The organism is Comamonas sp. 26 (genome assembly GCF_002754475.1).
GTDB lineage: Bacteria > Pseudomonadota > Gammaproteobacteria > Burkholderiales > Burkholderiaceae_C > Comamonas.
Genome location: NZ_PEFL01000001.1, coordinates 2,966,435 through 2,992,284, shown reverse-complemented (window position 1 = coordinate 2,992,284; position 25,850 = coordinate 2,966,435). Strand labels below are relative to the sequence as shown.

Here is a 25,850-nt window from a genome sequence, read left to right as displayed (position 1 = left end):
AGACAAGGAGACAGGTGATGAGTGAAACCACTCTGGTGTCGCGTGAGCAGACCCAGCTCAAGCTGGATCGTCGCGCCCCCATCGCGGCCAAGTACATGGCTGCCACGCCTTACACGATGGCAGATCGTCTGGATGATTGCGTGCGCGACTTTGGCGAGCGCACCTTTCTGACGGAAGGCGATGTGCGCTACACCTACGCACAGTTCAATCAGCGCGCGAACCAGGTGGCACGTGTGCTGCATGAGCAGGGCGTGAAAAAGGGCGATGTGGTGGCCATGGCCATTGAAAATCGCCCTGCCTTTTTCTTCGCCTGGTTTGGCATTGCCAAACTGGGTGCGGTCGTGGCCTTCATCAACACCCATGTGGCAGGCAAGCCTCTGGTACATGCGCTGGAAGTCACCAGTGCCAGCCATGTAATCGTGGGTGAAGAATGTGCCGAGCGCTTTGCGCAGACCGATGGTCTGAACACCACGCTGACCTACTGGCACTGGCCTGATGAGAGCCGCCCAGCCGCTGCTGGAGTGCTTGAGCAGTTTGGCGCAGACCTGCAGGCGCTGGCCATGGCTGAGGATGGAGCCCCCGTGCCGCTTGCGTGGCGCGAAGGCGTTCTGGCGGGTGATACGGCGCAGTACATCTTTACCTCGGGCACCACGGGTCTGCCAAAGGCCGCGGTTATCAGCCACGCGCGCTGGCTGATGGCGGGTGACTCCATGCAGGTGCTGTGGGAGATTACCAAGAACGATTGTTTTTACTGCTTCTTGCCGCTTTACCACGGCGCAGCCTCCATGTCGCTGACGGCTACGGCCATGGCGGCAGGTGCTCGCATTGTGGTGCGCCGCAAGTTCAGCCGCAGCGAATTCTGGAGCGATATCCGCGCCCATGACATCACCTTCTGCCAGTACGTGGGCGAGATTTGCCGCTTTCTGCTCAGCGTTCCTGCTGCAGAGAACGACAAGGATCACACTCTGCGCAAGATGGCCGGAACGGGTCTGACGCCAGAAATCTGGCAGCAGTGGACAGGGCGCTTTGGCGCAGATTTCCAGATCTTTGAAGGCTGGGGCGGCACTGAGTCCAACACCAATACCATCAATCTGGACAACCGCATCGGCTCCTGTGGTCGCGTTCCTTACTGGGAAAAGACCAATCTGCGCCTGGTGCGCTTCGATCAGGAAAAGGGCGATTACATCCGTGACGAAAAAGGCTTTCTGCAACTGGCGGGTGTGGACGAGCCCGGCGAAGCCATCGGCATGGTGATTCAGTATCCAGGCGTGGTGGCGGGCCGCTTTGAGGGTTACACCAACGTCGAGGCTTCAGAGAAAAAGCTGCTGCGCAATGTCTTCCAGGAAGGCGATGTGTGGTGGACTTCGGGCGACTTGCTGCGCTGCGATAAAGACGGTTACTGCTGGTTTGTGGACCGCATTGGCGACACCTTCCGCTGGAAGAGCGAGAACGTCTCGACCATGGAAGTCAGCGATGCGCTGGGCGACTTTAACGGCCTTGACGCTATCACCGTTTATGGCGTGCAGGTACCCGGCCACGGCGGCCGAGCCGGCATGGCGGCTCTGGTGATGCATGAAGATGCACAGTTTGAGCCCAAGGCCTTCTGGGACATGGCCATTGCCCGTCTGCCGCGCTACGCTGCGCCTCAGTTTGTGCGCCTGATGGATACGCCTGACATGACTGGCAACTACAAGCTGCGCAAGGTCGATCTGCAAAAACAGGGTTATGACGCTGCCCAGACCAGCGACCCGCTGTTTGTGCGCAATGACAAGCTGCAGACCTATGTGCCGCTGACCGCAACTGCGGTTGAGGAGGCACTGCGTGGATAACGCTGTTGCGCAAGAACGCGCCCGGGCCAAGCCCGCTGACGTACTGCGCTACCCCTTCGAGCCGCCAAAGTCCGATGGAAGCCATGTGGAGATCGTCCCCGGTCTGCTGTGGCTGCGCATGCCCATGCCCATGTCGCTGGACCACATCAATGTCTACCTGCTGCGTGATGGCGAAGGTTGGGCGGTGGTGGATACGGGGCTGGGTATTCCCAGCACCTTTGAGCTGTGGGAAAAGATCTTCACCGAAAAGCTGGCCGGCCAGCCGCTGACCCGCGTGATCTGCACTCATTGCCATTACGACCATGCGGGTGCTGCCCACTGGCTGCAGGAGCGTTTTGGCGTGCCGCTGCTGATGACTTATGGCGAATTCATGATGCTGCGCTCGCTGATGGGGCCACCGCCTGATCCGCTGCCGCAGTCGCACCGCGACTTCTATGCACGCGCCGGGGTCACGGATGAGGAGCTGGATCACATGGTCGGCGCCATGCGCAAAGACCCGTTTATGCCCAAGCCGCCTAGCAACTACCAGCGCATTCGCACTGGCGAGGTGCTGCAGGTGGGGGAACGCCAGTGGCGGATTGTGCTGGGTGAAGGTCACTCGCCAGAGCATGCCTGTCTGTACTGCGAAGAAGATGGCATTTTGCTGGCGGGCGATCAGGTACTGCCGCGCATCACCTCGAACGTGATGGTCAGCCCCATCGAGCCCGAGGGCAACCCGCTCAAGGACTGGATGGCGTCGCTGCAGCGCTTGCACAGCTTACCTGCGGATACGCTGGTTTTGCCTTCACATCAAGGCGTGTTCTACGGTCTGCACGAACGGCTGGATCAGATCCGGGAGCACCACGAGCAGCAGTTTGATTTTCTCAAATCGCATCTGCAGCAAGTGGGGCGTGCGTCGGCGGCAGAGCTTGTGCCGGTTCTCTTTCCCAAGCTGCGCGGCCCCGTTGATCGCCTGATGGCACTAGGGGAAACCATGGCCCATTTAAACCTTCTTTACCTGGCTGGAGAGCTTTCGCGCCAGTCCCTAGAAGGCAAGATTGCGTATTTTTCGTTGACGTAAGGAATTGCCATGACGGAACTAGAAACATTCAAACAAGAAGTCGCCGGCTGGCTGGAAGAAAACTGCCCGGCCAGCATGCGCCGCCCCATCGTTTCGGAGGAAATGGTGTGGGGCAGCTCTCAGCTGGAATTCATCAACGCAGACCAGAAGCTGTGGTTCGAGCGCATGCGCGACCGCGGCTGGTTTGCACCCGCCTGGCCCAAGGAGTATGGCGGCGGTGGTCTCAACCCGAAAGAAGCACGCATCCTCGAAACCGAGATGGCGCGACTGGGTTGCCGCCAGCCCCAGTACAACCTGGGCGTATGGATGCTGGGTCCGGTGCTGGTTGAAGAGGGCACGCATGAGCAAAAGCTGGAGCATCTGGTTCCCATGATGCTTGGCCAGCAGCGCTGGTGCCAGGGCTTTTCTGAGCCCAACGCCGGCTCTGATCTGGCCAGCCTCAAGACATCGGCCAAGCGTGTGACGGATGAACAAGGTGAAGCTTATATCGTCAACGGCGGCAAGATCTGGACGTCTGACGGTGACAAGGGCGACTGGATGTACGCGCTGGTGCGTACCGACAGCAGCTCCAAGAAGCAGCAAGGCATCAGCTTTGTGCTGATTGACATGAAGAGCCCCGGCGTGACAGTCAAGCCCATTGAGCTGATCAGTGGCAAGTCCAGCTTCTGCCAGGTCTTTTTTGACGATGTGCGCGTACCCGTGCGTCAGCTGGTTGGCAAGGAAGGCGAGGGCTGGTCTCTGGCCAAGAAACTGCTGCAGCACGAGCGTGCTGCCATGTCCAAGTTCACTGAAGGTGGTGCACCTTCGCACGATGCTGTGAAAACAGCACTGCCCTATATGGTGGATGAGCAGGGGCAGGTCATTGATCCTGTGCTGCGCGACAAGCTGGCCAGTGTGCTGATGGATGCTCAGGCCTTTGGCTTGACACATCGCCGCGTGACGGAGAAGGCGCTGGCGCGTCAGGATATCTCCGGCCCCTCCAGCATCATGAAGCTGGTGCAGACCGAGCAGGAAGTGGCCAAGTACGAGCTGCTGGAGCAGGCGCTGGGCTTGCGCGGGCTGGGCTGGGAAGGTGATGACTTCAGTGCCGATGAGCTGGATGTGTGCCGCGCCTGGCTGCGCTCCAAGAGCTACACGATCGCGGGCGGAAGCTCCGAGGTACAGCTGAACATTATTGCGAAGCGGGTGCTGGAACTTCCTTGATCCCCCTGAGCAGCTTTGCTGTTTTTCCCAAGAGAGATGACAGCATCGCTGTGGGGCGGCCCTTGCTTGCTGCCTCTGGTTTGGGCCAGAGTGTGCTGATAAGAATTTGAGATTGGAGACACGATATGACCATGCTTTTGTCGCAAGAGCAGGAACTGCTCAAAGACAGTGCCATCGCCTTTCTGGCTGAAGAAGCTCCCGTGGCCCAGCAGCGCCGCCTGCGGGACGAAAAGGTAGAGCAGGGCTTTGATCCCCAGCTTTGGCAGCAGATGGTAGAGATGGGCTGGCCCGTGGCCGTGTTGCCCGAGGAGCACGATGGACTTGCCGCAGGCTATCTGGGCATGGGCGCCGTGTTTGAGGCCATTGGCCGCAACCTGTCGGCCCAGCCTTTGCTGAGCCAGGCCATCATTGCGCCTGAATTGCTGATTCGCGCAGGATCTGCCGCGCAGCAGGCCCAGTGGCTGCCTTTGCTGGCGGCTGGTGAGGCTCGCATTGCGCTGGCCACCGATGAGCAATCGGGTCTGCACCTGCCAGCCAAGCTGAACACTGTTGCCGTCAAAAGCAGCACTGGCTGGAGTCTGAGCGGTGAGAAATATTTTGTGATTGACGGCGTGGGTGCCAACGCCTTTGTGGTGCTGGCGGCTTCGGGTGAAGGTGCTCCCGGCCTGTGGCTGGTTCCCGCAGATGCGCCAGGTGTCACGGTGCAGCGTCAGTCTCTGATCGACAGCCGTAACATGGCGCGCGTGCAGTTTGACCAGGTGGCGTTGACGGCCGAAATGGCGCTGGTCGCCATGCCTGCCGCCAAGGCGCTCGATGAAGTGCTGGACCGCGCGCGAGCCTGTCTGGCTTCTGAAGCGCTGGGCCTGATGCGTGAAGTGTTTGAGCGCACCGTGGCTTACCTCAAAGAACGCGTGCAGTTTGATGTGGTGATTGGCTCCTTTCAGGCGCTGCAACACCGTGCATCGCGCCTGTATGTGGAGCTGGAGTTGCTGGAAAGCTGCGTGCTGGGGGCCCATGAAGCCATTGATTCTGGCAAGGAGGCCAAGGTGGCAGAGCTCGTGAGCATGGCCAAGGCCAGGGCCTCCGATCTGTGCGAGAAGCTGTGCAACGAAGCCATTCAGCTGCATGGCGGTATCGGCGTGACCGATGAACTCGATATCGGCCTGTTCTTCAAGCGGGCACGTGTTTTGCAGCGTTTGCTGGGCGATGGTGGTTTTCACCGTGCCCGCTTTGCTCAGCTGAAAGGATTTTGAGATGACGACAGAGACCAGTGCCGCCCCCTCTATTGGCGACAAGATCAAGGGCGTTCGTGCTCAGCTGACTTCGCCTGGTGCACCGTTTGAAGTGCAGCAGCTCACGCTGGCTGATGGCCGCAATGTGGCGGCCTATCGCAATGCTTTTCAGAACCTGCCTCAGTTCATCAACGCCGGACGAGTACATGGCGCGGCTGAATTTCTGGTTTACGGCGATGACCGCTGGACGTTTGACCGTTTCTTTGCCGCGACCGATGCGCTGGCCAGCCGTCTGCAAAAGCGCCATGGCCTGAAGGCCGGTGAGCGTGTGGCCATTGCCATGCGTAACCGCCCTGAATGGGCGGTGGCGTTTGCGGCTGTGGCTTTGCTGGGCGCTGTGCCCGTGCCGCTCAACAGCTTTGGCTTGAGCAGCGAGCTGATGGCCAACCTGGAAGACACCACGCCTGTCATGCTGTTCTGCGATACAGATCGCTATGCGCGCGTCAAGGAAGCCATCGCCGGTCAGGCCATCAAGACGGTGGTGGTGGATGGCGAGGGTGGCGATGCCAGCTGGGCTGAACTGACGGCGGGTGGGCACGATGGTTTTGCCGCGCCGCAGCTGGACTCTGATGTGCCCGCGCTGGTGCTGTTTACCTCGGGTGCAACCAGTCGTGCCAAGGGTGTTGAGTCAACGCACCGCGCGGTATGCCAGGGCTTGTTCAATATTGACTTCATCGGCGCCTTGGCCGCGATTACATCGCCCGATGCGATTGCCGCTATCATGGCGCGCCAGTTGCAGCCCACTACGCTGTCTGCCGTGCCGCTGTTCCACGTCAGTGGTCTGCATGCGCAGTTTCTGGTCAGCCTGCGCCACGGCCGCCGCCTGATCTTTGTTCACCGCTGGGAGCCTGAAAAGGCTGCCGAGCTGATCCGCAAGGAAAAGGTCACCCAGTTCAATGGTGCACCCAGCATGGTGCAGCAGCTCATCAGCTTGCCGGGCTTTGAGCAGCCCGAGACCTCGGGCAACCTCTCTGGCGTTGGCTTTGGCGGGGCAGGCCTGCATCCCCGACTGATTGATGATGTGCTGGGCAAATTCAGCGGGCGTATGTCAGGCGTTGGCTTTGGTTTGACGGAGTCCAACGGAGTCTGCGCAGGCAGCTCTGGCCGCATGTTTGAGGCGCATCCTCGCAGTTCCGGTGTGCTGTCTCCCATCATTGAGGTTCGCATTGCCGATCTGGATGGAACGGCCTTGCCTGTCGGTGCTGCCGGAGAAATCTGGCTGCGCGGCGTGACCCTGATGGAGCGCTACTGCGGCGATACCGAGGCCACGGAAAACGCGATGCGGGGCGGCTGGTTCCACACGGGTGATATCGGTGTTCTGGATGATTCGGGATTCTTGACTATCGTTGACCGTATCAAGGATGTGATCAACCGCAGTGGCGAAAAAATAGCGGCGGCTGAGGTCGAGTCCTGTTTGCTTCAGCACGAAGCGCTGGAAGAGGCCGCAGTGTTCTCCATGCCCCATGAGGTGACTGGCGAGCAGGTGGTTGCCGTGGTGGTGGGGAAGCCCTGGAGCCAGGTGACGCCCGAGGCCTTGCGAGACTTTGTGGCGCAGCGCCTGGCGGGCTACAAGGTGCCGACACAGATTGTTGTGCGGGATCAGCCTCTTCCCCGTAATCCTGCCGGAAAGATGCTCAAGGCCGCCATCCGCAAGGAATGCGCTCACCTGATGAGCTAATGCACGGTTCTGGGGTGCCCTAGGACTTTCCCCAAAGCCTTCAAAAAGCCTGCTGCCGCCAAGTGCGCCAGCAGGCTTTTTCATTGGGGATGGTGACTTTCATGGACCATGTGGACTAGGTCTCTAGGGTCTGTCAGTAGTCTTCTCAGACGATGGGTTTCAGACCCTGCTCAAGCAGTATGCAACTGCCTGCAAACGGCAAAACCAAGGGGCACGGCGAGACATGTATGTCGTTTGTAGCACCCGTCAAAAAAAATTCTAGAACCTAGGAGACAGAGATGAAGTTTGTGACAGCAAAGACTCCGCTCGCAGTGGCTGTGGGTTTGTTGGTGGCAACGTCGGTATGGGCGAAGGTACCTGCGAGCGAGGCTGACCGCCTTGGGAAGGACCTGACTTGCGTAGGCGCTATCAAGGCCGGCAACAAGGAAGGCACGATTCCTGAATTCACAGGCAAGTGGGTGGGCGCACCTGCTGGCGTAACTCATGTGGTGGGTACTGGTAAGCATCCTGTAGATGTCTACGAGGGTGAAAAGCCTCTGTTCAGCATCACGGCTGAAAACATGGAGAAGTACGCGGATAAGCTGAGTGATGGTCAGAAGGCCATGTTCAAGAAGTACCCGGCAACTTACCGCCTTCCTGTGTACCCAGGCCATCGTGACTTCCGTTATCCGGATTACGTCTGTGATATCGCCAAAAAGAATGCTCTGGAATCGGAAATCATTGATGACGGGCTAGGCATCAAGGGTAATTTCGGCGCGATCAATTTTCCTATTCCTAAATCTGGTTTAGAGCTGCTATGGAATAACCAGATACCTACACGCGCCTATACCGAAACTATCACCCGTGACATGGCCAACGTGCTGTCTGATGGTTCGATGAGTTTTGGTCGAATGCTGAACCGAAATCTTGACCGTGTGAATGACCCCGCCAATCGTGGCAAGCCGGTGGAAGGTATTCAGGCATATAGCCAGACCAAAGGCATGTTGCCAGAGCGTGAGAAGGGTGGCGTAACGAATTCCGTGGAGCCCGTGAATTACGCCAAAGACAAGCGTCTGGCTTGGTCATATGACCCTGGTACACGTCGTGTGCGTCAGGTGCCCGAATACGGCTTTGATCAGCCCATGACCGGCACGGGCGGCAAGATGACGATTGACTCGGACCGCTTTTTCAACGGCTCCCCTGAACGCTACAACTGGAAGTCGCTTGGCAAGAAGGAGATGTATATCCCTGCCAACAATTTCAAGATTCATCAGTCCACCGTCAAGTATGCGGATTTGCTGAAGACCAACCATGCGAACCCCGACTATGCGCGCTATGAGTTGCGTCGTGTCTGGGTGCTGGAAGGCACTCTCAAAGATGGCTTCCGTCACGTCTACGGAAAGCGTGTGATGTTCTTGGATGAAGACACGGGTCAAGCCGTCATGTCTGATTTCTACGACGCTCGTGGTCAGCTCTGGCAGCACGCCTTGATCAATTACTACTACACCCCTGATCTGAATGCTTGGCATGCGGGGACGTCCTTCTATCACGACCTGAATTCGGGCGGATACATGGGCTACAACTTATTCCAGGAGCGTCCCATTGGACCAATCTTGAATAAGGGTGATCTGACGCCCGCGATGTACACCCCAGAAGCCGCCCGCAACGCTGGCAACTAAGTTTTATCAACGAGCAATTCACTATGACAAAAAATATGAAGAAACTCACCCCCATTGCAGTGGCTGCACTGCTGTCTCTGGGCATGGGTGCTGTTCATGCGGGGGAGACCATCGAGCTGGGTGATGGCGTCAAGTTCGACTGGCGTCTGAACATGAGCTATGGCCTGGGTGTGCGTTTAGAGAATCCGTCCCCGGTTCTGAATACCGACGGTAACAACAACTTCAAGAAGGGTGCTCTTACAGCGAACCGTCTGGGCGCTGTCTGGGAAAGCAAGCTGTCCAAGGGCGACAGCGGCTTTGTGCTGAATGCCAGCACTTTCTATGACGATGTGTATCACGGCAGCAATGACAACAGCAGTCGTTTCATCAGCACACCGGGTCCCGTCAATGAGTTCAACTCGGCGGCCAAGCGTTACGGTGGTGGTTACTCACGCCTGCTGGATACCTATGCCTACACCAGCTTTAACCTGGGCGAAAGCCGCGCTACCGTTCGACTGGGTAAGCAGGTCGTGAACTGGGGCGAATCCAATCTGTTTGCCAATATCGCTTCGGCTCAAGGCCCTAGCGATGCGGCCAAGGCGGCCTCTCCTGGTGCTGAAGTCAAGGAAATCCTGCTGCCCGAAGATCAAATTTCGGCTTCTCTGGAAGTGAACTCCAAGCTGTCGCTGCTGGCGCATTACCAGTTCGGTTTCCATGAAACCCTGCTGCCTGCACCTGGCATGTACACCAGCACCAGCAATGCCTTGGGTCCAGGCGCATCCTGCCTGGGCGTCTACATGGGTGCGAACTGCGCAGGTCTCAAGCGTGGTAACGATATTCGCCCCAGCAGCACTGGTCAGTGGGGTGTGGGTGGTCGCTACCGCGTCACTGATGAAACCGAAGTCGGTCTCTACTACCTGAACTACAACGATCGCACGCCATCTCTGGTGGTGAACATGAATGGCTTTACTCCTACGGGCTATCAGGTGCGTTACTTTGACGACATCAAGATGTTCGGCGCAACCGCCAGCTCTACCTTCGGCAAGTTCTCTGGCTATACCGAAGTCAGCTATCGCAAGGGTACACCTGTGCTCAACGGCAGTGGCGTGGCTGTGCGCGGCGATGTAGTGCAGGGTAACGTGGGCGGTATTTTCAATATCGGCCGCACGGCGATTGCAGACGACATGTCCTTGCTGGCTGAAGTTTCGGGTTCGCGTGTGATGAGCGTGGCCGATGGCAGCAGCACTGACAACCTGAACTTCAAGACTCGCAATTCGCTGGTGGCTGGTGCAACTTTGACGCTGAGCTACCCCGGTGTTTTTGAAGGCTGGGATCTGAACATTCCTATCAGCTACCAGTCGCAACTGCGTGGTCGCGCTCTGGTCGGCACCTTTGGTGGTGGCCAAAGCGACAGCCGCCTGAGCCTGGGTGCAACGTTTGTGCGCAAGAGCAACCTGGCGATCAGCGTTGCCTACATCAACTATCTGGGCAATCCATCTGCGGATGCTTTGCGCGCACGCCCTCTGGCAGACCGCGATCAGCTGTCCGTCACAGCCAAGTACTCGTTTTAAGCACTGCGACGAGCCAACCCCACAAAAGCCCGGCTCTCCGGGCTTTTGTTTTTGAAGGGATGCAAGGAAATGAAATCTTTCGCGCAGACAATTGCCATGCCTCTCGGGGCTGTGACACTGAGCTTAGCGAGTTCTGCGGCTTGGGCTCAGCATATGTTCGATGCTTTGCCTCCGTTACCGAGAGTCGCTCCTATGATGCCGCCCACGGAGCTGCGCAGCGAGACACAGGGTGAAATTCGTTTCAAATCCAGCAGCCCTTACGACCTTGATGTGTTGCTCAATCAGCCAGCGAAGGCAGAGGCGACCATGGGCATGGGCAAGCTGTTTTTGCCCAAGGGAGCCAGCGAGAAAAAACAGGTGCCAGCCATGGTTGTCCTGCCCGGTAGTGCTGGAGCCATTCCTGGACGTGAGAACGAAACTGCGCAGATGCTGGCGGACAACGGCATTGCTGCGCTGCTGGTTGATAACTTCAAGCCGCGCGGCATCAGCGAAGAGATGCCTTATGCACTCAAGATCATGGGGACCTCCGAGTTCGATGCCGTGGCCGATGCTTATGCGGCGCTCAAGGCTTTGAACAAGCACCCGGCCATTGATGGCTGGCGTATTGGGGTAATGGGATTTTCTAAAGGCGGAATCGCGGCGCGCATGAGCATGGATGCACGTATTCGCGACAAGCTGGCACCTTTTATTCAGCCTTTTGCCATGCATGTGGACTTCTACGGTCCTTGCTACGCGTTGCTGCAGTCACAAAAAACCACGGGCTCTCCGCTGCTCAGCTTTAGAGCGGGAGAGGATGCATCGAACGACCTTGTCGCCTGTGCCCAGCAGGAAGCAATTTTGCGCAAGGCCGGCTCGGATGTCAGCACGGTGGTCTACGCCAAGGCCGGCCATGACTGGGAAAGTGACAAGCCGCGCGAGATGACGAGCCGCCCCTACCTGGCGGGCTGCACGATTGAGTTCAATGACAAGTACTTTCCGGTCTTGAATGGTCAGCCACTGATTCCTGCCGGTGCTCAGCCCGATCGCCAGACCCGCTACCAGATTCGCGTGCAAAGCGGTAAGGCGCTGGGCGACTGCGTCAAGGTTGGCTATATCGCTGGTCGTGATGAGTCTGCTCGAAGCCTGGGGAGCAAGCAGCTGCTGCAGTTTCTCAAGGCACGGTTTGAGATGTAGCGTTTTCTGAACTCTTCAAAGGCCAGCTTTTTAGCTGGCCTTTTTTATGTTGAATAAGCCTCAGACGCTTATTTAGTAAGCTCAGGCAGCTACGCTTTTGATAGTCTGATTGTGGAAATCGGCAGTCATGAAAAAAGCCGCACAGCGAGCTGCGCGGCTTGATCGTTGATGGAAATCTTCAGGGCTTGGGTGCAGGCTGGAGCACTGAGCGATCACCGATCTCCAGCAGCATGGTCATGCTGCGCTTTTGAATGCGCCAGCCTTGCGGCAGCTGCAGCCATTCGTCTTCATAAAAGCCAATGGCGTCGTAGCGCAGATGAGCGCGCTCGCCCAGCCCTTGATGCACTGCTCGCACCTGAATTTTGCTGCGCGGGCGGGCCGGGTTGCTGGCATCCACTTCCAGATTGCCCAGCAGGTGCTGGGTGGGGCCGCAGCCGTCGAGGTGCGTGCTGATCATGTGACGTACCCTGGCCACACCTTCGCAGATGTAGCCGCCGCCATAAATCGTGGTGCAGTCAGGTGTGAAAACCTGCTGCAGCAAGTCCCAGTTGCGTGTGTCGCATGCCGTGGCATAGCGAGTCAGAGTCTGGGACAAAGCATGCTCGAGAAGAACCTGCTCCAGAGTGCTTGCTGCAGTATTCATCACACTTTTCCGTTCATGGACGATTGGGGTTCAGGCTTGAGCATGCCGCCTGCATGGCTGATGCCACCGGTGCTGCTGGTGCCGGCTGTGGTCTTGGTGCCTGGCTGCTTTTGCATGCGCTTGGCGCGGGCCTTGGCTTCTGCCGGACCCACATTCAGCCAGGCGGCCATGGCGGGCAACAGGAAGATGGCGCCTAGCATGTTCACCAGGAACATGAAGGCCAGCAAGATGCCCATGTCAGCCTGGAACTTCAGAGCCGAGAAGGCCCAGGTGCCCACGCCGATCGACATGGTCAGAGCAGTGAAGATGGCCGCATTGCCACGCTGGCGCATGGCCTCATAGAAGGCCTCGCGCAGCGAGATGTCGCGTTCGCGCAGCTCGTGCTGCATGCTCTCGAACAGGTAGATTCCGTAGTCCACGCCCACGCCCACACCCAGTGCTACCACGGGCAGCGTAGGCACCTTCAGGCCAATGCCCAGCATGGCCATCAAGGCGTTGCAGAGAATGGACACGATGGCCAGCGGTACGACGATGCACAGCACGGCGCGCCAGCTGCGGAAAGTCAGCCAGCACAGCAGCGTGATGGCACCAAAGATGGAGCCCAGCATCTGCACTTCAGCGTGCTCGACGGCTTCATTGGTCGCAACGGCCACACCGGCGTTGCCGCCAGCCAGCAGGAACTTGACGTTAGGTGTCTTGTCTGCAGCGATGAAGTCACGCACTTCGTTGACCACATGGGTCAGTGTCGCGCCTTCGTGGTTCTTCAGGAAGACTTGCAGGTTGATGACCTTGCAGCCTTCGGTGTTCAGACCCAGATCAGGCGACAGTGCTTTGGCGCCGGAGCGCAAAGACGCTTCTGTGCGCTGAAGAGCAGCCCAGCGGGGATTGCCCTCGTTGTTGCTGGAGGCTGCAATCTTGGCCAGACCGGAGACGGTAGAGACCGATTGAACACCATCCACGCGGCGCATGCGGGCGTCAAAACGCTCTACGGCATTCATCACCTGCCAGTTCAGGCAGCCTTCGTCGAGGTTGGAGGTTTCCACGAAGACGGACAGCACATCCATACCAATGGAGTAGTTGCTGATGATGTTGTCGTTGTCGCGGTTGTAGCGCGATTCGGCACGCAGCTCTGGGGCACCGGTGCCCACGTCACCCGTCAGCAGATTGCGAGACTCGTAAGTGCCCACAGCCAGCAGCACCAGCGACACCGCCAGCGTCAGCAGAGCGGGGCGTGATTCGGCCAGACCCGATAGCTTCCACCAGATGGGGTTGCGGCCGTTGGATGTCGAAGAGGGCGCTTGCATGGCCTTTTTTTCCAGACGCAGATTGGCCAGCACCGCAGGCAGGAATACCTTGTTGGTGATGATCATCAGCAGCACGCCCATGCAGGCGGTCAGGCCCAGTTCATGCACGATGGGGATGTCGATCAGCATGATGACCATGAAGCCCAGGGCGTTAGTCAGCAGCGCCAGTGCGCCGGGAATGGCCAGCTTGCGAATCGCGTTCTCGGCGGCGAGCTTGGAGCTCAGGCCGGCGCGCACATCATGCTTCCAGGCCCCCGTCATCTGCACGGCATGCGATACGCCGATGGAGAAGATCAGAAAGGGCACCAGAATCGACATGGGGTCGATGCCGTAACCGATCAGCGGCAAGATACCCAGCAGCCAGATCACCGGCAGCAAGGCCACAGCCAGACCCACCACGGTGAGGTTGGTGGACTTGGTATACATGCGCAGCATGATGGTTGTGATCACGAACGCGATGGCGAAAAACGTCATCACGGTGCTCAGGCCATCCATCACATCACCCAGCACCTTGGAGAAACCAATGATGTGAATGGAGATGTCCTTGCTTTCAAACTTGCTGCGAATCTCTTCCAGTCGCTGGGCGACCTTGTGGTAGTCCAGCTTTTCGCCGGTCTTGGGGTCCACTTCCAGCAAGTCGGCGCGCACCATGGCGGACTTCAGATCGTTGCTGACCAGCGAGCCAATCTGGCCGGACTTGGCTACGTTGGAGCGGACCTTGGCAAGACCCTCCTCGTTGGCTTCAAAGCGCGATGGAATCAGCACCTCGCCCACATAGCCCACTTCGGTGATCTCGATGTACTTCACGTTCGGTGTGTACAGCGAATACACCTGACCGCGGTTGACGCCAGGGGTGAAGAACACCTCGTCCGTCACGCCGCGCAGCGCATCCAGAAATTCCTTGTTGTAGATGTCGCCCTGCTGGCCTTTCCACTCCACGCTTACCAGAATGCGGTTGGCGCCAGAGAAGGTGCTTGCGTGCTTGAGGAAAGCCGTCATGTAGTCATGACGCATGGGGATCAGCTTGTTAAAGCCAGGGTCCAGATGAGTGCGCGTGGCAGAAATGGCCAGCAGTACCGTGGCAATCAGCGTCAGAGCGACGATGGATTTGCTCCACGAAATCAGCCAGCGCGCAGTCGCTGCAATCATCCGGTCCAGCCGGCTGGTGGGTTCACTCAAAGTCATTGTTTCGCTCCTTGGTCAGCGGGTGCGGCTGCCTTGGCCTGAGAGGGGGGGAAGGGCTGCAGGCCCGCGTCGCTGGAAATCCAGCCACTGTCAGGGCCGGTCAGCACGATGTCGGTCAGGGTCGCGCGGCCCTTGGCGCGCTGCAGCGTGAAAGTCTTGCCTCCGTCCTTGCTCATGCCCAGCATGCTGCCCTGGCCGACGAGAACAATGGTTCCGTCTTTTTCCTGGGCGTGGCCGAAAAAGGAGATAGGCGCCTGAATCGTGGACTTGCTCCACGGCTCGCCCGGTGCGGTCTGCACAAATGCGTTGCCACGCATGCCGTAGATGAGCCAGCCACCTTCGCGGGTAGACATGGCGTTGTAGAAAGAGCCGTTGTAGAACTCAGGCTCGATCTGCCATGTCTCGCCAGAGTCCGTTGACTTGATGACCAGGCCGCGCTCGCCCACGATCAGCCAGTTCTTGCCATCTTCAGTGCTGGCAATGCGGTTCATGTGTTTGTCTTCGACTTCGGCAGGCAGCGTCAGCGGGCCCCAGGTCTGACCGTTGTCCTTGGAGGTGATGGCGCGGCCAAACGCGCCGACGCTGATCCAGTCACCCGAAGGCAGGCGTGCAATCGACATCAGCGGCTCGCCGTTTTCTTTGGTGAAGGCGACCTCTTCCCAGGTGCTGCCAGCATCCTTGGTGCGAAGCATCCAGCCCTCGTGGCCCACGGCAAAACCGGTTTTCTTGTCGGGAGCGAAAGCAATGCTGACGAGCAGGGCCTGACGGTCCTGGCTGAGTTTGGCGGAGGTCCAGGTCACGCCTTTGTCGTCAGAGTAGAGGATTCCACCCAGAGCACCGGCGGCCAGCAACCTGTCGCCCACCTGAGTGACGGTGTTGAAGTGGCTGCGCTCAACGCCAATCGTTGTGGGGGCCAGTGGGGGTGGGGTGCGAGGTGCAAAGGCGAGCGCAGAGGCAAAGGCCACCAATGCTGCTGCGCCGATACCGACGGCTGTTTTCACGTTGTCTCCTTATTGATTTGTTACACGCATGTGCATGTATTGCAAACACAAGGGCAGGTTCTTGATTTGGGGCTCTGGCAACATCGTCCGAATGGACGTTTGCTCTGAGAATTAGGGGTATGTACTGGGCCGGTTTTTTAGTCTCTACAGACGATGGATTCAGTCCGCTTCATTTGGACAATGAGTGAACACTTTCTTGTTAAGGGAGACATATGGGTTTGCAAGGAAAAGCGGCGCTGGTAGGCGTTGCACAGTACAAGCCGGAGAAATACGCGACAGCACCACGCATGTTCCATCTGGAGCAGGTGGCTGACCTGACGCTGCAGGCTCTGGAAGACGCGGGCATGGAGTTGTCCGAGGTCGATGGTTTGATCACCAGCGGCCCCCACTTTCATGAAGCCGGCTCTTTTGTGCCGGCCATGGCGGGTGAATACCTGGGTGTGCGACTGAACTTTGCCGAGGTCGTTGACCTAGGCGGAGCCAGCTCCGTAGCCATGGTGTGGCGTGCAGCCGCAGCGATTGAGCTGGGCCTGTGCAACACCGTGGTCTGCGTGCTGCCATCGCGCATGACGCCGCTGTCTGAGCATGACGACCACTTCAAGGAAGTCATGAAGTCCAGCCGTTTTGGCGGCCACAGCACCCGCTTTGGTGCGCCTGAAGCCGAGATGGACCTGCCCTACGGTCACATGGCTCAGAACACCGGCTACGCCATGATTGCCCAGCGCTATGGCGCGGTGTATGGCTACGATGCAGCGGCGCTTGCGCGCATCAGCGTGGACCAGCGCTTCAACGCCTGTCACAACCCCAACGCCATGTTCTACGGCCAGCCCATTACGGTGGATGACGTGCTGAACTCGCGCATGGTGGCCGAGCCCCTGCGCGTGCTGGAAATCGTGCTGCCCGCCGCAGGTGGCGGTGCCATGATCGTCACCCGTGCAGATCGCGCCAAGACCACCAAGCACCGTCCCGTCAGCATTGTTGGCTGCGGCGAGCATGTCAGCAGCAAGTCGCCCACTTATATGGCTGACATGCTCAAAACCCCCATCGGCCCGGCATCTGCCAAGGCATTCGAGATGGCTGGAATGCGCCCTTCCGATATGCACATGGCGCAGATCTATGACTGCTACACCATCACCGTGATGCTGTCGCTGGAAGACGCGGGCTTTTGCGAAAAGGGCAAGGGCATGGGCTTCCTGCGCAACAACGACTTCACCTTCAAGGGCAACTTCCCCATGAACACCCACGGTGGTCAGCTGAGCTTCGGCCAGTCGGGCACAGCGGGCGGCATGTCGCAAGTGATTGAAGCGGTGCACCAGATTCAGGGCCGTGCAGGTGACAGACAGCTGGGTCGCAACGATCTGGCCTATGTGTCCGGCACCGGTGGCGTGATGAGCGAGCAGGGCGCCTTGATCCTGCGGGGAGCATAAGAACATGGCCTGGAACAAACCTCTGCCGCATCCCACGGAAATTTCGGCTCCGTACTGGGAAGGCCTCAAGGCCCATGAAGTCCGCATTCAGCAATGCGACCGCGGACATTCATTGTTTTTCCCTCGCACCCATTGCCCCACCTGCGGATCGCGCTCCTTGAAGTGGAGCAAAGTCTCGGGAGAAGGCACGCTTTACAGCTTCACCATTGCGCGCATTCCCACCATGCCCGAGTTCACGGACGAGATGCCTCAGGCACTGGCCGTGGTTGAGCTGAAAGAAGGCGTTCGCATCAACACCACCATGGTGGGTGTCGATCCTGAAGCGCTGAAGGTTGGCATGGAAGTGCGCCCTGTGTTTGACGACCGCCCCGGCGAAGTCACACTGCTGCGCTTTACCGACAAGGCGGGCAGCCATCCTTCGGTTATCAAGGCCGAAGAAGAGGCCGCACCGTCCACCACTGCCGAGCAGGAAAACGCGGTCCCCAAGCGCAAGATTTCCGTCAAGGACATCGATGCCATGAAGTTGCTGGTCTCAGAGGAATACAGCCCCTGGTCCAACGAGTTCACCGTGAGCCAGGAAGTTATCAACGACTTCGCCAAGCTCTCGGGCGATGACTACTGGATTCACACCGACCCCGTGCAAGCGCGTGAAAAGAGCCCGTTTGGCACGACCATCGCCCATGGCGCTCTGGTTCAGGTGCTGGCCAGCCAGCTCCAGATCCCTTTGGACTACGAGGTGGTTGATTTCAACAACATGGTCAATTACGGCTCGGATCGTCTGCGCTTCCCATCGCCTGTTCCCTCTGGCTGCAAGATTCGCGCCCGTGCGCGTATCAAGGCGGTTGAGCAGGTCAAGAGCGGTGTGCAGACCACCATGGAAATCAACGTCCATGTGGTGGGTCAGGACCGCCCTGCGGTCATCAATGATCTGGTGATTCTGTACATGTAATCTGCGCGAGCAGAACGACGGTGAAAGACTGGCATGGGCGCGACCCTTAAACCTCAAAATGTGGTCGCACTCATGCTGGCGGCCAGTCTGGCCTCCACCATTGGTGGTCTGCCGTTCAATACTCTGCCTGTGCTGCTGGGAAGCCTGGCTGACAGCTTTCATCTGCAGCCTGAGCAGGTGGGCCTTCTCGGCTCCATCTGCTTTGGCGGCTATCTGCTGGGCACGCTGGGAGCGCCTATCTGGATGAACCGACTCAACTGGCGCTGGCTGACGGTGGTGGGTGCCATTGGTACGGCGCTGTGCTTTGCGCTCAGCGCCATGGTGCAGGCCTTGCCGCTGCTGTATGTCAGCTGGGCTTGCACCGGCTTTTTTGCGTCGACCATGACTTGCTTGGGCATGCGGATGCTTTCCGATCTGCCCAACAAGGAGCGCGCCTTTGGTGTGCGTCAGGGCGTGGAGCTTTCTGTGACGGCTGCGGTGCTGTTTGCGCTGCCGCCACTGCTGATTGCCCGCTTTCAGTATGCGGGTGCAGCCTGGGCCTTGGCTGCGCTGGTGCTGCTGCTGGGGCTCTCCGTTTTCTGGGGGCCGAGTGGGGCGCACGCCCGCTCAACGCTCTCAACCGATGTGCTAACCATTCAGCCTCAGCGCATGCCTGTGAAAGCCTGGTGGGCGCTGGCAGTGCTGTGGCTGTTTCTGGTCGGCAATATCGGTCTGTGGGCGTTTCTGGAGCGCATAGGTGTTCACCTGTCCGTCAGTGCAACGGACATGGGTGTGGTCTTTGCCGTGCTCAAGCTGCTTGGCAGCGTGGCGGCTTTCTTCATTGCCGGGGTGGGGGCGCGCTGGTCTCTGGTGCGGGGGCTGAGCGTGACCTTGCTGGGCCTGATGGGCGGGCTGGGTCTGCTGGCATCAGCCACGGGTTTTGGCTTTTATGCCGCTGGTGCCTGGCTCTGGGAATTTGCCTTTACCTGCGGCTGCGTGCTGCAGACGGCCCATATCGCGCGCACCGACCCATCGGGACGCGCCATTGTGCTGGTGCCGGGTGCGTTTGCACTGGCTTCCATGGTGGGGCCGGGTGTGGCGGGCAAGCTCATGGGCGCGCAGGGGATTGAGCCTGTGCTTTGGTTCGCGCTGGCTTCCAGCGTTGTGCCCATCCTCAATTTGCTGCTCAGCAAAAAATCGCATTCAAATCAGCCTTTGGTGCATGCTGGATAAGCGCTGGTAGCTACTGATTTCATAGTTTTCTCTTGCTCATCGCCTGTCAATGACAGGCGCTTTTCATTCTTGGGCAGGTAGAGCTTAGGGGTTGAACCTTAGGTAAATACCTGTTCGTTGAAATGGACGATGTGGCATTTTTTGCGCTGGCGATACTGCAAGCAAATATGGCGTTAGACGCTCAACACGTTAACGCTGGCATAGCAAAGGAGACTACGATGAAAAAGCCTTCTCGCCTGATGAACAGAGTCCGGTTTCTAGGGCTTGGCTTGGCAGCGCTGGCGCTGTCTCTGCCCGCCACGAATCTGCAGCAGAGCGTGGCCGCCGCTGCGCAGGCGGATTCTCAAGCCAAGCTGCCTGCAGGCATCAGCATGGCTAGCGCACATACTTCCTGGCAAGCCGTTTTTGCATCCCGTTATTGAGCTTTGGGCTGGCCCCTGCGCCCGGGGCTGGTCTGTCTGCTTTCCGCTCTCTTTTTATTTCTCTCTTCGCTTCTTGCAATTCTCCATAAAAAAGATTCAGTAGCCGCCTCAGGCCACCACTGAACCCGAATCCAGTGAAGAAGGGAGAACTCGAAGAAAACGGCTCAGGTAGCGACAGCTATCTTGCGCTGGCGCACCACGCTTAGAGCCAGGCTTGCCACCAAGTCTTTCTGGTCGCCCGCCATGCCGCAGCGGCTCTGCTTCAAAGCGCTTGCGGGAATGCCGACTGCGGCTTTAGCTCGCTTGAAAAAAACCTACATGCCGGCGCTGCCCTGAGTCCATTCAGCGTGGACGCACGTATGCTTCAAAGCTGCCTACAAGACTTCTATTTTTCAATGATTTCTGTACTGTAAAGTACAGGTAAATGATAGTCATTCTCGACTATGATTCACGCGCTTTTGCACAGCACATAGGTTGTAGCCAATTGATGCCGTAGTCAGTGTTTCGGTAGATACCCGCCAAGCCACATTAAAAACTTCATATAACGAGGCATTTATGGCATTGAGGTATTCACCGCTGGCTGCGGCATTGGGGCTGGCTTTTTCTGGCGCAGCATGGGCGCAACAAGCATCGGAAGTGACGCTGGGAGAAGTACAGGTTCGCAGTGATCGCCAGCTCGACCCCAGCTACAACCCGCCTACGGCAACGAGCGCAACCAAGATTGAGGCACCGCTGCGCGATATTCCTCAGACCGTGAATGTGGTGCCGCAGAGCCTGCTGCGCGATCAGGTCGCGCAATCCATGCAAGACGCCCTCAAAGCCGTGCCTGGCGTGGGACTGTCTCATGGTGATGGTCAGCGCGATCAGGTCACGATTCGCGGTTTCTCGGCCATTGCCGATCAGTTTGTGGATGGTTTGCGCGATGACGCGCTGTACTTCCGGGACCTGTCCAACATCGAGCAGATTGAAGTGCTCAAGGGCCCAGCTTCGGTGCTCTACGGGCGAGGTTCATCGGGCGGCTTGATCAACCGCATCACCAAGAAGCCGGGGGGTAACCTCAGCGAAGTGGGGCTGACACTTGGACGCTGGAACCAGCGCCGGGGCGAGTTCGATCTGGCTCGTGCACCAGAAGGCAGTGTGGTGTCCTATCGCCTGACCGGTGCCGTGGAGCGCGCCGACAGCTATCGCGATCAGCAGTTTCTGGATCGCAAGGCTCTGGCTGCATCGGTGCTGATCAAACCCAGCGCCGACACCAGTGTGCTGTTGCAGGCCGACTACCTCAAAGACAGCCGGTTGACGGATTTCGGTATACCCGCGTATCAGGGCAGGCCCGTCAACGTGGCCCCGGGCACCTATTACGGCGCGGCGAATGCCAGGGATGTGGATGTGAGCAGAGCCGAGGTGGCCTCGCTGGGTGCGACCTTGAATCACCGTATCAGCGACAGCTTGTCGCTGCGCAATGCATTCCGCTACTACGACTATTCGCTGGATAGAAGCAACACGCTGGTCGGCTCGGTCAATGAGAAGGCGATGACTGCATCGCTGACCCGTGGCAATCTGCAGCGTGACGAGAGTGGCTTTTCCAATCAGACCGAGCTGACGCAAAAGCTGGAGCTGGCGGGCATGAAGCATCAGCTGCTGTATGGCCTTGAATTCGGCCGCCAGATCAAGGAACTGGTCTCATACAGCCGCGCCAATGTGGCAACTGTCTCGCTCTTGAATCCGGTGCTGCCAACCCTGCCGCCGCGCATTGATGGCAATCCGTCGGCAGACAACCGCAGCGTCTTCAAGGTGGCCAGCGTATACCTGCAGGATCTGGTCACCATTACCCCGCAGTGGAAGGCTCTGGCTGGTGTGCGTTACGACCGTTTCCAGCAGGACACGCATGAACGGCTGCCTGGCAAGCCGGATCTGGGTCGTACGGATACAGCCTGGAGTCCGCGCGTCGGTCTGGTCTATCAGCCATCGTCTGCGTGGTCTTATTACGCTTCGTGGAGCAAGTCCTTCCAGCCCTCGGGTGAAGCTTTTGCGCTGGCTGCCAGCAATGCGCAACTGGCACCGGAGAAAACGACCAGCCAGGAGGTTGGTGTCAAGTGGGATCTGCCGGACGGCAAGGCTTCGGTCACGGCTTCGCTGTTCAAGCTGGAGCGCACCAATATCAAGAGTACCGACCCCACAACCAATACCGTAGTACCTCTGGGTGTGCAGCGCACCAACGGCTTGGAGCTGACCTTTGCGGGCGAGATCGCGCCCACCTGGCAAGTCTGGGCAGGTTATGCCTTCCTCGACGGTGAAATGGTGACATCACCGGCCGTTGATGCAGGCCAGCCCGTGCAGGGCAAGCGCCCCACGCTGACGGCCAAGCACAGTGCCAACCTCTGGGTCACCAAAGCTCTGGGCCATGGCTTCGGTCTGGGCGGGGGACTGAACTATGTGGGGGCCCGATTCGCCAATCCTGGTAATACCGTGACCTTGCCCGGCTACATGACCGTGGATGCCATGGCCTACTACCGCATGGGTGCCTGGGATGTGCAGCTCAAGCTCAACAACCTGCTGGATCGCCGCTATATCGTCGCCGGTCATGGCAGCTCGCCCAATCTCAACCTGCCGGGTGCTCCACGCTCGGCCCAGGTTGTGGCGCGCTATCGCTTTTAAAAAATGAGCGCTATACGTTCATCGATAAAGGCTGAACCGGGTAAGAGAGGTGAACCTGCCACACCGCGCCCGGCAAAGTCCGGCGGCGGGCATTTGTTTGTTCCGGCGCGCTGGCATAGGCCGGTCGTTCTCAAATGGCTGCGCCGCACCCATGCCTGGCTTGGTATCTGGGGTGCAGCTCTTGGCTTGCTGTTTGGCGCTACGGGCCTGTTGCTCAATCATCGTGCCACGATGAAGATACCCGGCCCTGCTTATGACAACACCCAGTGGCAGCTCAGTCTGGCGCAGCAGCCTGCGGATATTGATGCACTGGTGCGGCAATTGCAGCAGGAGCTGGGGGTTGCCAAGCCACCGCATCAGAAAAAGGTAGAGGCCGCAGGCCCCGCACCCTGGCCTGGCGCCATGCAGCCTGAGCGCTGGCTGATCGCTTTTGCCTTGCCCCGGGCGACAGTCAATGCAGAGTATTGGGTGGGCAACCAATCAGTGTCGATCAAGCGCATGGACCCTAATCTGCTGGCAAGGCTGAACCGGCTGCACATGGCAACCGGTGCGTCTGCAGCCTGGATTCTGCTGACAGACACTCTGGCCGGTGCCTTGATTGCACTGTCGTTGACGGGCGTCCTGTTGTGGACGAAGTTACATGGCAGTCGCCTGCTGGCTTTGGGCATTGGGGGAAGCAGTCTTGGGCTTTTGCTGTTGCTTGGCTTCACGGCTTGAGCCGTCATGGCGTTTTGGATGCTGATGCGCCATAAAAAAAGGTTCAGTGGCCGCCCCAAGCAGCCACTGAACCCGAATCCAAAGTGGAAATGAGAACCTGAAGATAACGGCTTAGGCTAGGGCAGCCGCCTTGCGCTGGCGCACCATGGTCAGGGCCGTGTCTTCAATCATGTCTTCCTGACCGCCCACCATGCCGCGGCGGCCCAGTTCCAGCAGCAGCTCACGTGCGGGAATGCCGTACTTGACTTCAGCACGCTTGGCAAACAGCAGGAAGCTGCCGTACACGCCGGCGTAGCCCAGTGTCAGTGCATCACGGTCGATACGGATAGGGAAGTCCATCAGCGGCACGACCAGGTCTTCGGCCACGTCCTGAATCTTGAATACATCCACACCGGTTTCAATGCCCATGCGGGCGCACACGGCGACCAGCACTTCCATAGGGGTGTTGCCAGCGCCTGCGCCCAGGCCTGCGGCAGCTGCGTCAATGCGGTTGGCGCCGACTTCGACAGCCGCCAGTGAGTTGGCGATGCCCATAGCCATGTTGTGGTGGCCGTGGAAGCCCAGCTCGGTCTCAGCGTTCAGTGCCTGGCGCACGGCAGACAGGCGCTCCTTCACATCGTCGGGCAGCATGTAGCCGGCAGAGTCGGTGATGTAGATGCAGTTGGCGCCGTAGCTTTCCATCAGCTTGGCTTGCTTGACCAGGCCTTCGGCGCTGTTCATGTGGGCCATCATCAGAAAGCCCACCGTGTCCATGCCCATCTTGCGGGCCATGGAGATGTGCTGCTCGGAGACATCGGCCTCGGTGCAGTGAGTCGCCACGCGGATGGTTGAGACGCCCAGGTCGTAGGCCATCTTCAGGTGGTCGACGGTACCGATACCGGGCAGCAGCAAGGCGGAAACTTTGGCCTGCTTCATCAGCGGGATCACGGCACCCAGATACTCTTCGTCTGTGTGGGAAGGGAAGCCGTAGTTCACGGAGCTGCCGCCCAGACCGTCACCGTGGGTGACTTCGATCAGGGGCACGCCAGCTGCGTCGAGGCCACAGGCCACTGTCTTCATTTGCTCCAGCGAGATGAGGTGGCGCTTGGGGTGCATGCCGTCACGCAGTGTCATGTCGTGGACGGTGATTTTTTTACCTTGAAGGCTCATGTCTTATCTCCTGCGAATTAGGCCAGGGCAGCTTCAGCGGGCTCAAAGCGGCCAGCCAGGATTTCTTCGGCAAACATCTCGGCCGTGCGCGCGGCAGCGGCGGTCATGATGTCCAGATTGCCTGCGTACTTGGGCAGGTAGTCGCCCAGGCCTTCGACTTCCATGTAGATGGAGACGCGGTTGCCGTCGATGACAGGGCCGTTGACCAGCTTGTAGCCGGGCACGTACTTCTGCACTTCCTTGATCATGTCCTGCACGGATGCTTCGATCTCGGCCACCTTGGGTGTGTCCACTGTGAGGCAATGAATGGTGTCGCGCATGATCAGTGGCGGCTCGGCCGGGTTGATCACGATGATGGCCTTGCCTTTTTGTGCGCCGCCAATTTTTTCCACCGCGCCCGATGTGGTGCGCGTGAACTCATCAATGTTCTTGCGGGTGCCGGGGCCGACGGAGCGGCTGGAAACAGTCGCCACAATCTCGCCATAGCTCACCGCCTGCACACGGGAGACCGCTGCGACCATGGGAATGGTGGCCTGGCCGCCGCAGGTGACCATGTTCACGTTCATGGCCTTTTCGGCAACCTTCTCGGCCAGGTTCACGCTGGGCACGCAGTAAGGGCCAATGGCAGCAGGTGTCAGGTCGATCATCAGCACGCCCAGCTCGTTGAGCTTGCGGCTGTTTTCAGCGTGCACATAGGCGCTGGTGGCATCAAACGCGATCTGGATGCCGTCTTCCTTGACGAAAGGCAGCAGGCCGTCTACACCATCGGCCGTGGTCTTGATGCCCATTTCGCGGGCACGCTTCAGACCATCAGATTCGGGGTCGATACCGACCATCCACACAGGCTCCAGAATGGAGGAGCGCTGCAGTTTCATGAGCAGGTCGGTGCCGATATTGCCGGGACCGATCAGTGCGCACTTGATCTTCTTTTGCGTCATGGTGTCTTACTCCGTGAATTGAATGGAACAGGTACCCATGCCTTCGATGACCATGTCGAAACGGTCGCCGGCAGCGGCAGGAACCAGAGGGGCGAGGGAGCCAGAAAGAATCACCTCTCCCGCTTTGAAGGGAATGCCAAAAGCGCCCAGTGTGTTGGCCAGCCAGGCCACAGCTTCAGCAGGGTGGCCTTGCACGGCGCTGCCCAGGCCCGAGCCTGCAGACTGGCCGTTCTTGGTCATCTGCATGGCGGCGGCGGCCAGGTCCAGCGAGGCGGGATCGGTGTGCTGCTTGCCGATGACGAAGACGCCGCAAGAGGCGTTGTCGGCCACGGTGTCCTGAATCTTGATCTTCCAGTCGTTGATGCGTGAGTCAACAATCTCGAAGCAGGGTGCAACCCATTCGGTGGCGGCCAGCACGTCTTCCTTGGTCACTCCCGGGCCTTGTAGGTCCTTCTTGAGCATGAAGGCGATTTCACCTTCAGCGCGGGGCTGGATGAGGCCGGATGCTTTGAGCGAGACAGCAGCGCCATCTTCAAACGCCATGCTGTTGGTCAGAAAGCCAAAGTCTGGCTGGAATACGCCCAGCATGTCCTGCACGGGCTTGGAGGTGACGCCGATCTTCTTGCCAATCACGCGCTCGCCCGATGCTTCACGCAGGCGCAGCATGTGCAGGGAGATGTGATAGGCGTCTTCCACCGTCATTTCGGGGTGGCTGTCGGTCAGCGGAGCCAGGGTTTTTGCGGTGCGCAGCGCGTCATACAGGCGCTGGCCTTGGGCTTCAATAAATTGCTTGTCGCTCATGATA

Annotated in this window: 20 protein-coding genes; 14 read left to right on the top strand and 6 right to left on the bottom strand. The window is 58.8% G+C overall.

Going from position 1 to position 25,850, the window contains the following annotated elements:
- Positions 1-17 precede the first annotated feature (17 nt).
- The 8 genes from CLU84_RS13935 to CLU84_RS13900 all read left to right on the top strand — a co-directional run bounded on the left by CLU84_RS13935 (position 18) and on the right by CLU84_RS13900 (position 11,443).
- On the top strand, positions 18-1,829 hold the full coding sequence (locus tag CLU84_RS13935) for a long-chain-acyl-CoA synthetase (RefSeq protein WP_099737669.1): 1,812 nt from the start codon (positions 18-20) through the stop codon (positions 1,827-1,829).
- The gene (locus CLU84_RS13930; RefSeq protein ID WP_099737668.1) at positions 1,822-2,889 is read left to right on the top strand and encodes an MBL fold metallo-hydrolase; all 1,068 of its coding nucleotides are present in this window, start codon (positions 1,822-1,824) and stop codon (positions 2,887-2,889) included. Before CLU84_RS13935 ends, CLU84_RS13930 begins: the two co-directional genes overlap by 8 nt.
- Positions 2,890-2,898: 9 nt before the next feature.
- Positions 2,899-4,092, top strand: coding sequence for an acyl-CoA dehydrogenase family protein (locus CLU84_RS13925; RefSeq protein ID WP_099737667.1), 1,194 nt, complete (start codon positions 2,899-2,901; stop codon positions 4,090-4,092).
- A gap of 125 nt (positions 4,093-4,217) precedes the next feature.
- Positions 4,218-5,345: an acyl-CoA dehydrogenase family protein gene (locus CLU84_RS13920; protein WP_099737666.1), complete on the top strand. Its 1,128-nt coding sequence runs from the start codon at positions 4,218-4,220 to the stop codon at positions 5,343-5,345.
- Position 5,346: 1 nt separating this feature from the next.
- A complete protein-coding gene (locus CLU84_RS13915; RefSeq protein WP_099737665.1) occupies positions 5,347-7,062 on the top strand; it encodes a class I adenylate-forming enzyme family protein in 1,716 nt (571 codons plus the stop codon).
- 278 nt (positions 7,063-7,340) lie between these two features.
- Positions 7,341-8,720: a DUF1329 domain-containing protein gene (locus CLU84_RS13910; RefSeq protein WP_099737664.1), complete on the top strand. Its 1,380-nt coding sequence runs from the start codon at positions 7,341-7,343 to the stop codon at positions 8,718-8,720.
- Between the two features lie 35 nt (positions 8,721-8,755).
- On the top strand, positions 8,756-10,270 hold the full coding sequence (locus CLU84_RS13905; protein WP_233210056.1) for a DUF1302 domain-containing protein: 1,515 nt from the start codon (positions 8,756-8,758) through the stop codon (positions 10,268-10,270).
- A gap of 192 nt (positions 10,271-10,462) precedes the next feature.
- Positions 10,463-11,443, top strand: coding sequence for a dienelactone hydrolase family protein (locus tag CLU84_RS13900; RefSeq protein WP_233210055.1), 981 nt, complete (start codon positions 10,463-10,465; stop codon positions 11,441-11,443).
- 178 nt (positions 11,444-11,621) lie between these two features.
- Here CLU84_RS13900 and CLU84_RS13895 read toward each other — a convergent pair whose 3' ends face one another.
- From CLU84_RS13895 to CLU84_RS13885, 3 genes are read right to left on the bottom strand one after another with little or no spacing between them, the layout of a single operon-like run.
- Positions 11,622-12,086 (bottom strand): nuclear transport factor 2 family protein, encoded by a 465-nt coding sequence (locus CLU84_RS13895; protein ID WP_099737662.1) that lies wholly within the window; start codon positions 12,084-12,086, stop codon positions 11,622-11,624.
- Entirely contained in the window at positions 12,086-14,575 is a 2,490-nt protein-coding gene (locus CLU84_RS13890) for an RND family transporter (RefSeq protein WP_099737661.1), read from the bottom strand. Before CLU84_RS13890 ends, CLU84_RS13895 begins: the two co-directional genes overlap by 1 nt.
- Positions 14,572-15,576, bottom strand: coding sequence for a YCF48-related protein (locus CLU84_RS13885; protein WP_099737660.1), 1,005 nt, complete (start codon positions 15,574-15,576; stop codon positions 14,572-14,574). Before CLU84_RS13885 ends, CLU84_RS13890 begins: the two co-directional genes overlap by 4 nt.
- A 212-nt stretch (positions 15,577-15,788) precedes the next feature.
- Between CLU84_RS13885 and CLU84_RS13880 the strand changes: the two genes are divergently transcribed.
- From CLU84_RS13880 to CLU84_RS13855, 6 genes are all read left to right on the top strand, one after another.
- Positions 15,789-17,003 (top strand): thiolase family protein, encoded by a 1,215-nt coding sequence (locus CLU84_RS13880; RefSeq protein ID WP_099737659.1) that lies wholly within the window; start codon positions 15,789-15,791, stop codon positions 17,001-17,003.
- A 4-nt stretch (positions 17,004-17,007) separates the two neighbouring features.
- Positions 17,008-17,952, top strand: a complete 945-nt coding sequence (locus CLU84_RS13875) for an OB-fold domain-containing protein (protein ID WP_099737658.1) — start codon at positions 17,008-17,010, stop codon at positions 17,950-17,952.
- A 33-nt stretch (positions 17,953-17,985) separates the two neighbouring features.
- Complete coding sequence (locus CLU84_RS13870) at positions 17,986-19,164, top strand: MFS transporter (protein ID WP_099737657.1); 1,179 nt, start codon at positions 17,986-17,988, stop codon at positions 19,162-19,164.
- A 218-nt stretch (positions 19,165-19,382) separates the two neighbouring features.
- Positions 19,383-19,586: a hypothetical protein gene (locus CLU84_RS13865; RefSeq protein ID WP_099737656.1), complete on the top strand. Its 204-nt coding sequence runs from the start codon at positions 19,383-19,385 to the stop codon at positions 19,584-19,586.
- Positions 19,587-20,141: 555 nt separating this feature from the next.
- Entirely contained in the window at positions 20,142-22,241 is a 2,100-nt protein-coding gene (locus tag CLU84_RS13860) for a TonB-dependent siderophore receptor (protein WP_099737655.1), read from the top strand.
- Positions 22,242-22,244: 3 nt separating this feature from the next.
- A complete protein-coding gene (locus tag CLU84_RS13855; RefSeq protein WP_099737654.1) occupies positions 22,245-22,958 on the top strand; it encodes a PepSY-associated TM helix domain-containing protein in 714 nt (237 codons plus the stop codon).
- A gap of 111 nt (positions 22,959-23,069) precedes the next feature.
- Here CLU84_RS13855 and tesG read toward each other — a convergent pair whose 3' ends face one another.
- Genes tesG through tesE form a run of 3 tightly spaced genes read right to left on the bottom strand, consistent with a single transcriptional unit; the run spans position 23,070 to position 25,846 of the window.
- The gene (gene tesG, locus CLU84_RS13850; protein ID WP_099737653.1) at positions 23,070-24,107 is read right to left on the bottom strand and encodes a 4-hydroxy-2-oxovalerate aldolase TesG; all 1,038 of its coding nucleotides are present in this window, start codon (positions 24,105-24,107) and stop codon (positions 23,070-23,072) included.
- Between the two features lie 17 nt (positions 24,108-24,124).
- A complete protein-coding gene (gene tesF, locus CLU84_RS13845; protein ID WP_099737652.1) occupies positions 24,125-25,045 on the bottom strand; it encodes an acetaldehyde dehydrogenase TesF in 921 nt (306 codons plus the stop codon).
- A gap of 6 nt (positions 25,046-25,051) precedes the next feature.
- A complete protein-coding gene (gene tesE / locus CLU84_RS13840; RefSeq protein ID WP_099737651.1) occupies positions 25,052-25,846 on the bottom strand; it encodes a 2-hydroxyhexa-2,4-dienoate hydratase TesE in 795 nt (264 codons plus the stop codon).
- Between the last annotated feature and the right edge of the window lie 4 nt (positions 25,847-25,850).

Coding starts and splice junctions, on each gene's coding strand:
- CLU84_RS13935 (WP_099737669.1), top strand. CDS start 18: ATGAGTGAAACCACTCTGGTGTCGCGTGAGCAGACCCAGCTCAAGCTG.
- CLU84_RS13925 (WP_099737667.1), top strand. CDS start 2,899: ATGACGGAACTAGAAACATTCAAACAAGAAGTCGCCGGCTGGCTGGAA.
- CLU84_RS13920 (WP_099737666.1), top strand. CDS start 4,218: ATGACCATGCTTTTGTCGCAAGAGCAGGAACTGCTCAAAGACAGTGCC.
- CLU84_RS13915 (WP_099737665.1), top strand. CDS start 5,347: ATGACGACAGAGACCAGTGCCGCCCCCTCTATTGGCGACAAGATCAAG.
- CLU84_RS13910 (WP_099737664.1), top strand. CDS start 7,341: ATGAAGTTTGTGACAGCAAAGACTCCGCTCGCAGTGGCTGTGGGTTTG.
- CLU84_RS13905 (WP_233210056.1), top strand. CDS start 8,756: ATGAAGAAACTCACCCCCATTGCAGTGGCTGCACTGCTGTCTCTGGGC.
- CLU84_RS13900 (WP_233210055.1), top strand. CDS start 10,463: ATGATGCCGCCCACGGAGCTGCGCAGCGAGACACAGGGTGAAATTCGT.
- CLU84_RS13895 (WP_099737662.1), bottom strand. CDS start 12,086: ATGAATACTGCAGCAAGCACTCTGGAGCAGGTTCTTCTCGAGCATGCT.
- CLU84_RS13890 (WP_099737661.1), bottom strand. CDS start 14,575: ATGACTTTGAGTGAACCCACCAGCCGGCTGGACCGGATGATTGCAGCG.
- CLU84_RS13880 (WP_099737659.1), top strand. CDS start 15,789: ATGGGTTTGCAAGGAAAAGCGGCGCTGGTAGGCGTTGCACAGTACAAG.
- CLU84_RS13875 (WP_099737658.1), top strand. CDS start 17,008: ATGGCCTGGAACAAACCTCTGCCGCATCCCACGGAAATTTCGGCTCCG.
- CLU84_RS13870 (WP_099737657.1), top strand. CDS start 17,986: ATGGGCGCGACCCTTAAACCTCAAAATGTGGTCGCACTCATGCTGGCG.
- CLU84_RS13865 (WP_099737656.1), top strand. CDS start 19,383: ATGAAAAAGCCTTCTCGCCTGATGAACAGAGTCCGGTTTCTAGGGCTT.
- CLU84_RS13860 (WP_099737655.1), top strand. CDS start 20,142: ATGGCATTGAGGTATTCACCGCTGGCTGCGGCATTGGGGCTGGCTTTT.
- CLU84_RS13855 (WP_099737654.1), top strand. CDS start 22,245: ATGAGCGCTATACGTTCATCGATAAAGGCTGAACCGGGTAAGAGAGGT.
- tesG (WP_099737653.1), bottom strand. CDS start 24,107: ATGAGCCTTCAAGGTAAAAAAATCACCGTCCACGACATGACACTGCGT.
- tesF (WP_099737652.1), bottom strand. CDS start 25,045: ATGACGCAAAAGAAGATCAAGTGCGCACTGATCGGTCCCGGCAATATC.
- tesE (WP_099737651.1), bottom strand. CDS start 25,846: ATGAGCGACAAGCAATTTATTGAAGCCCAAGGCCAGCGCCTGTATGAC.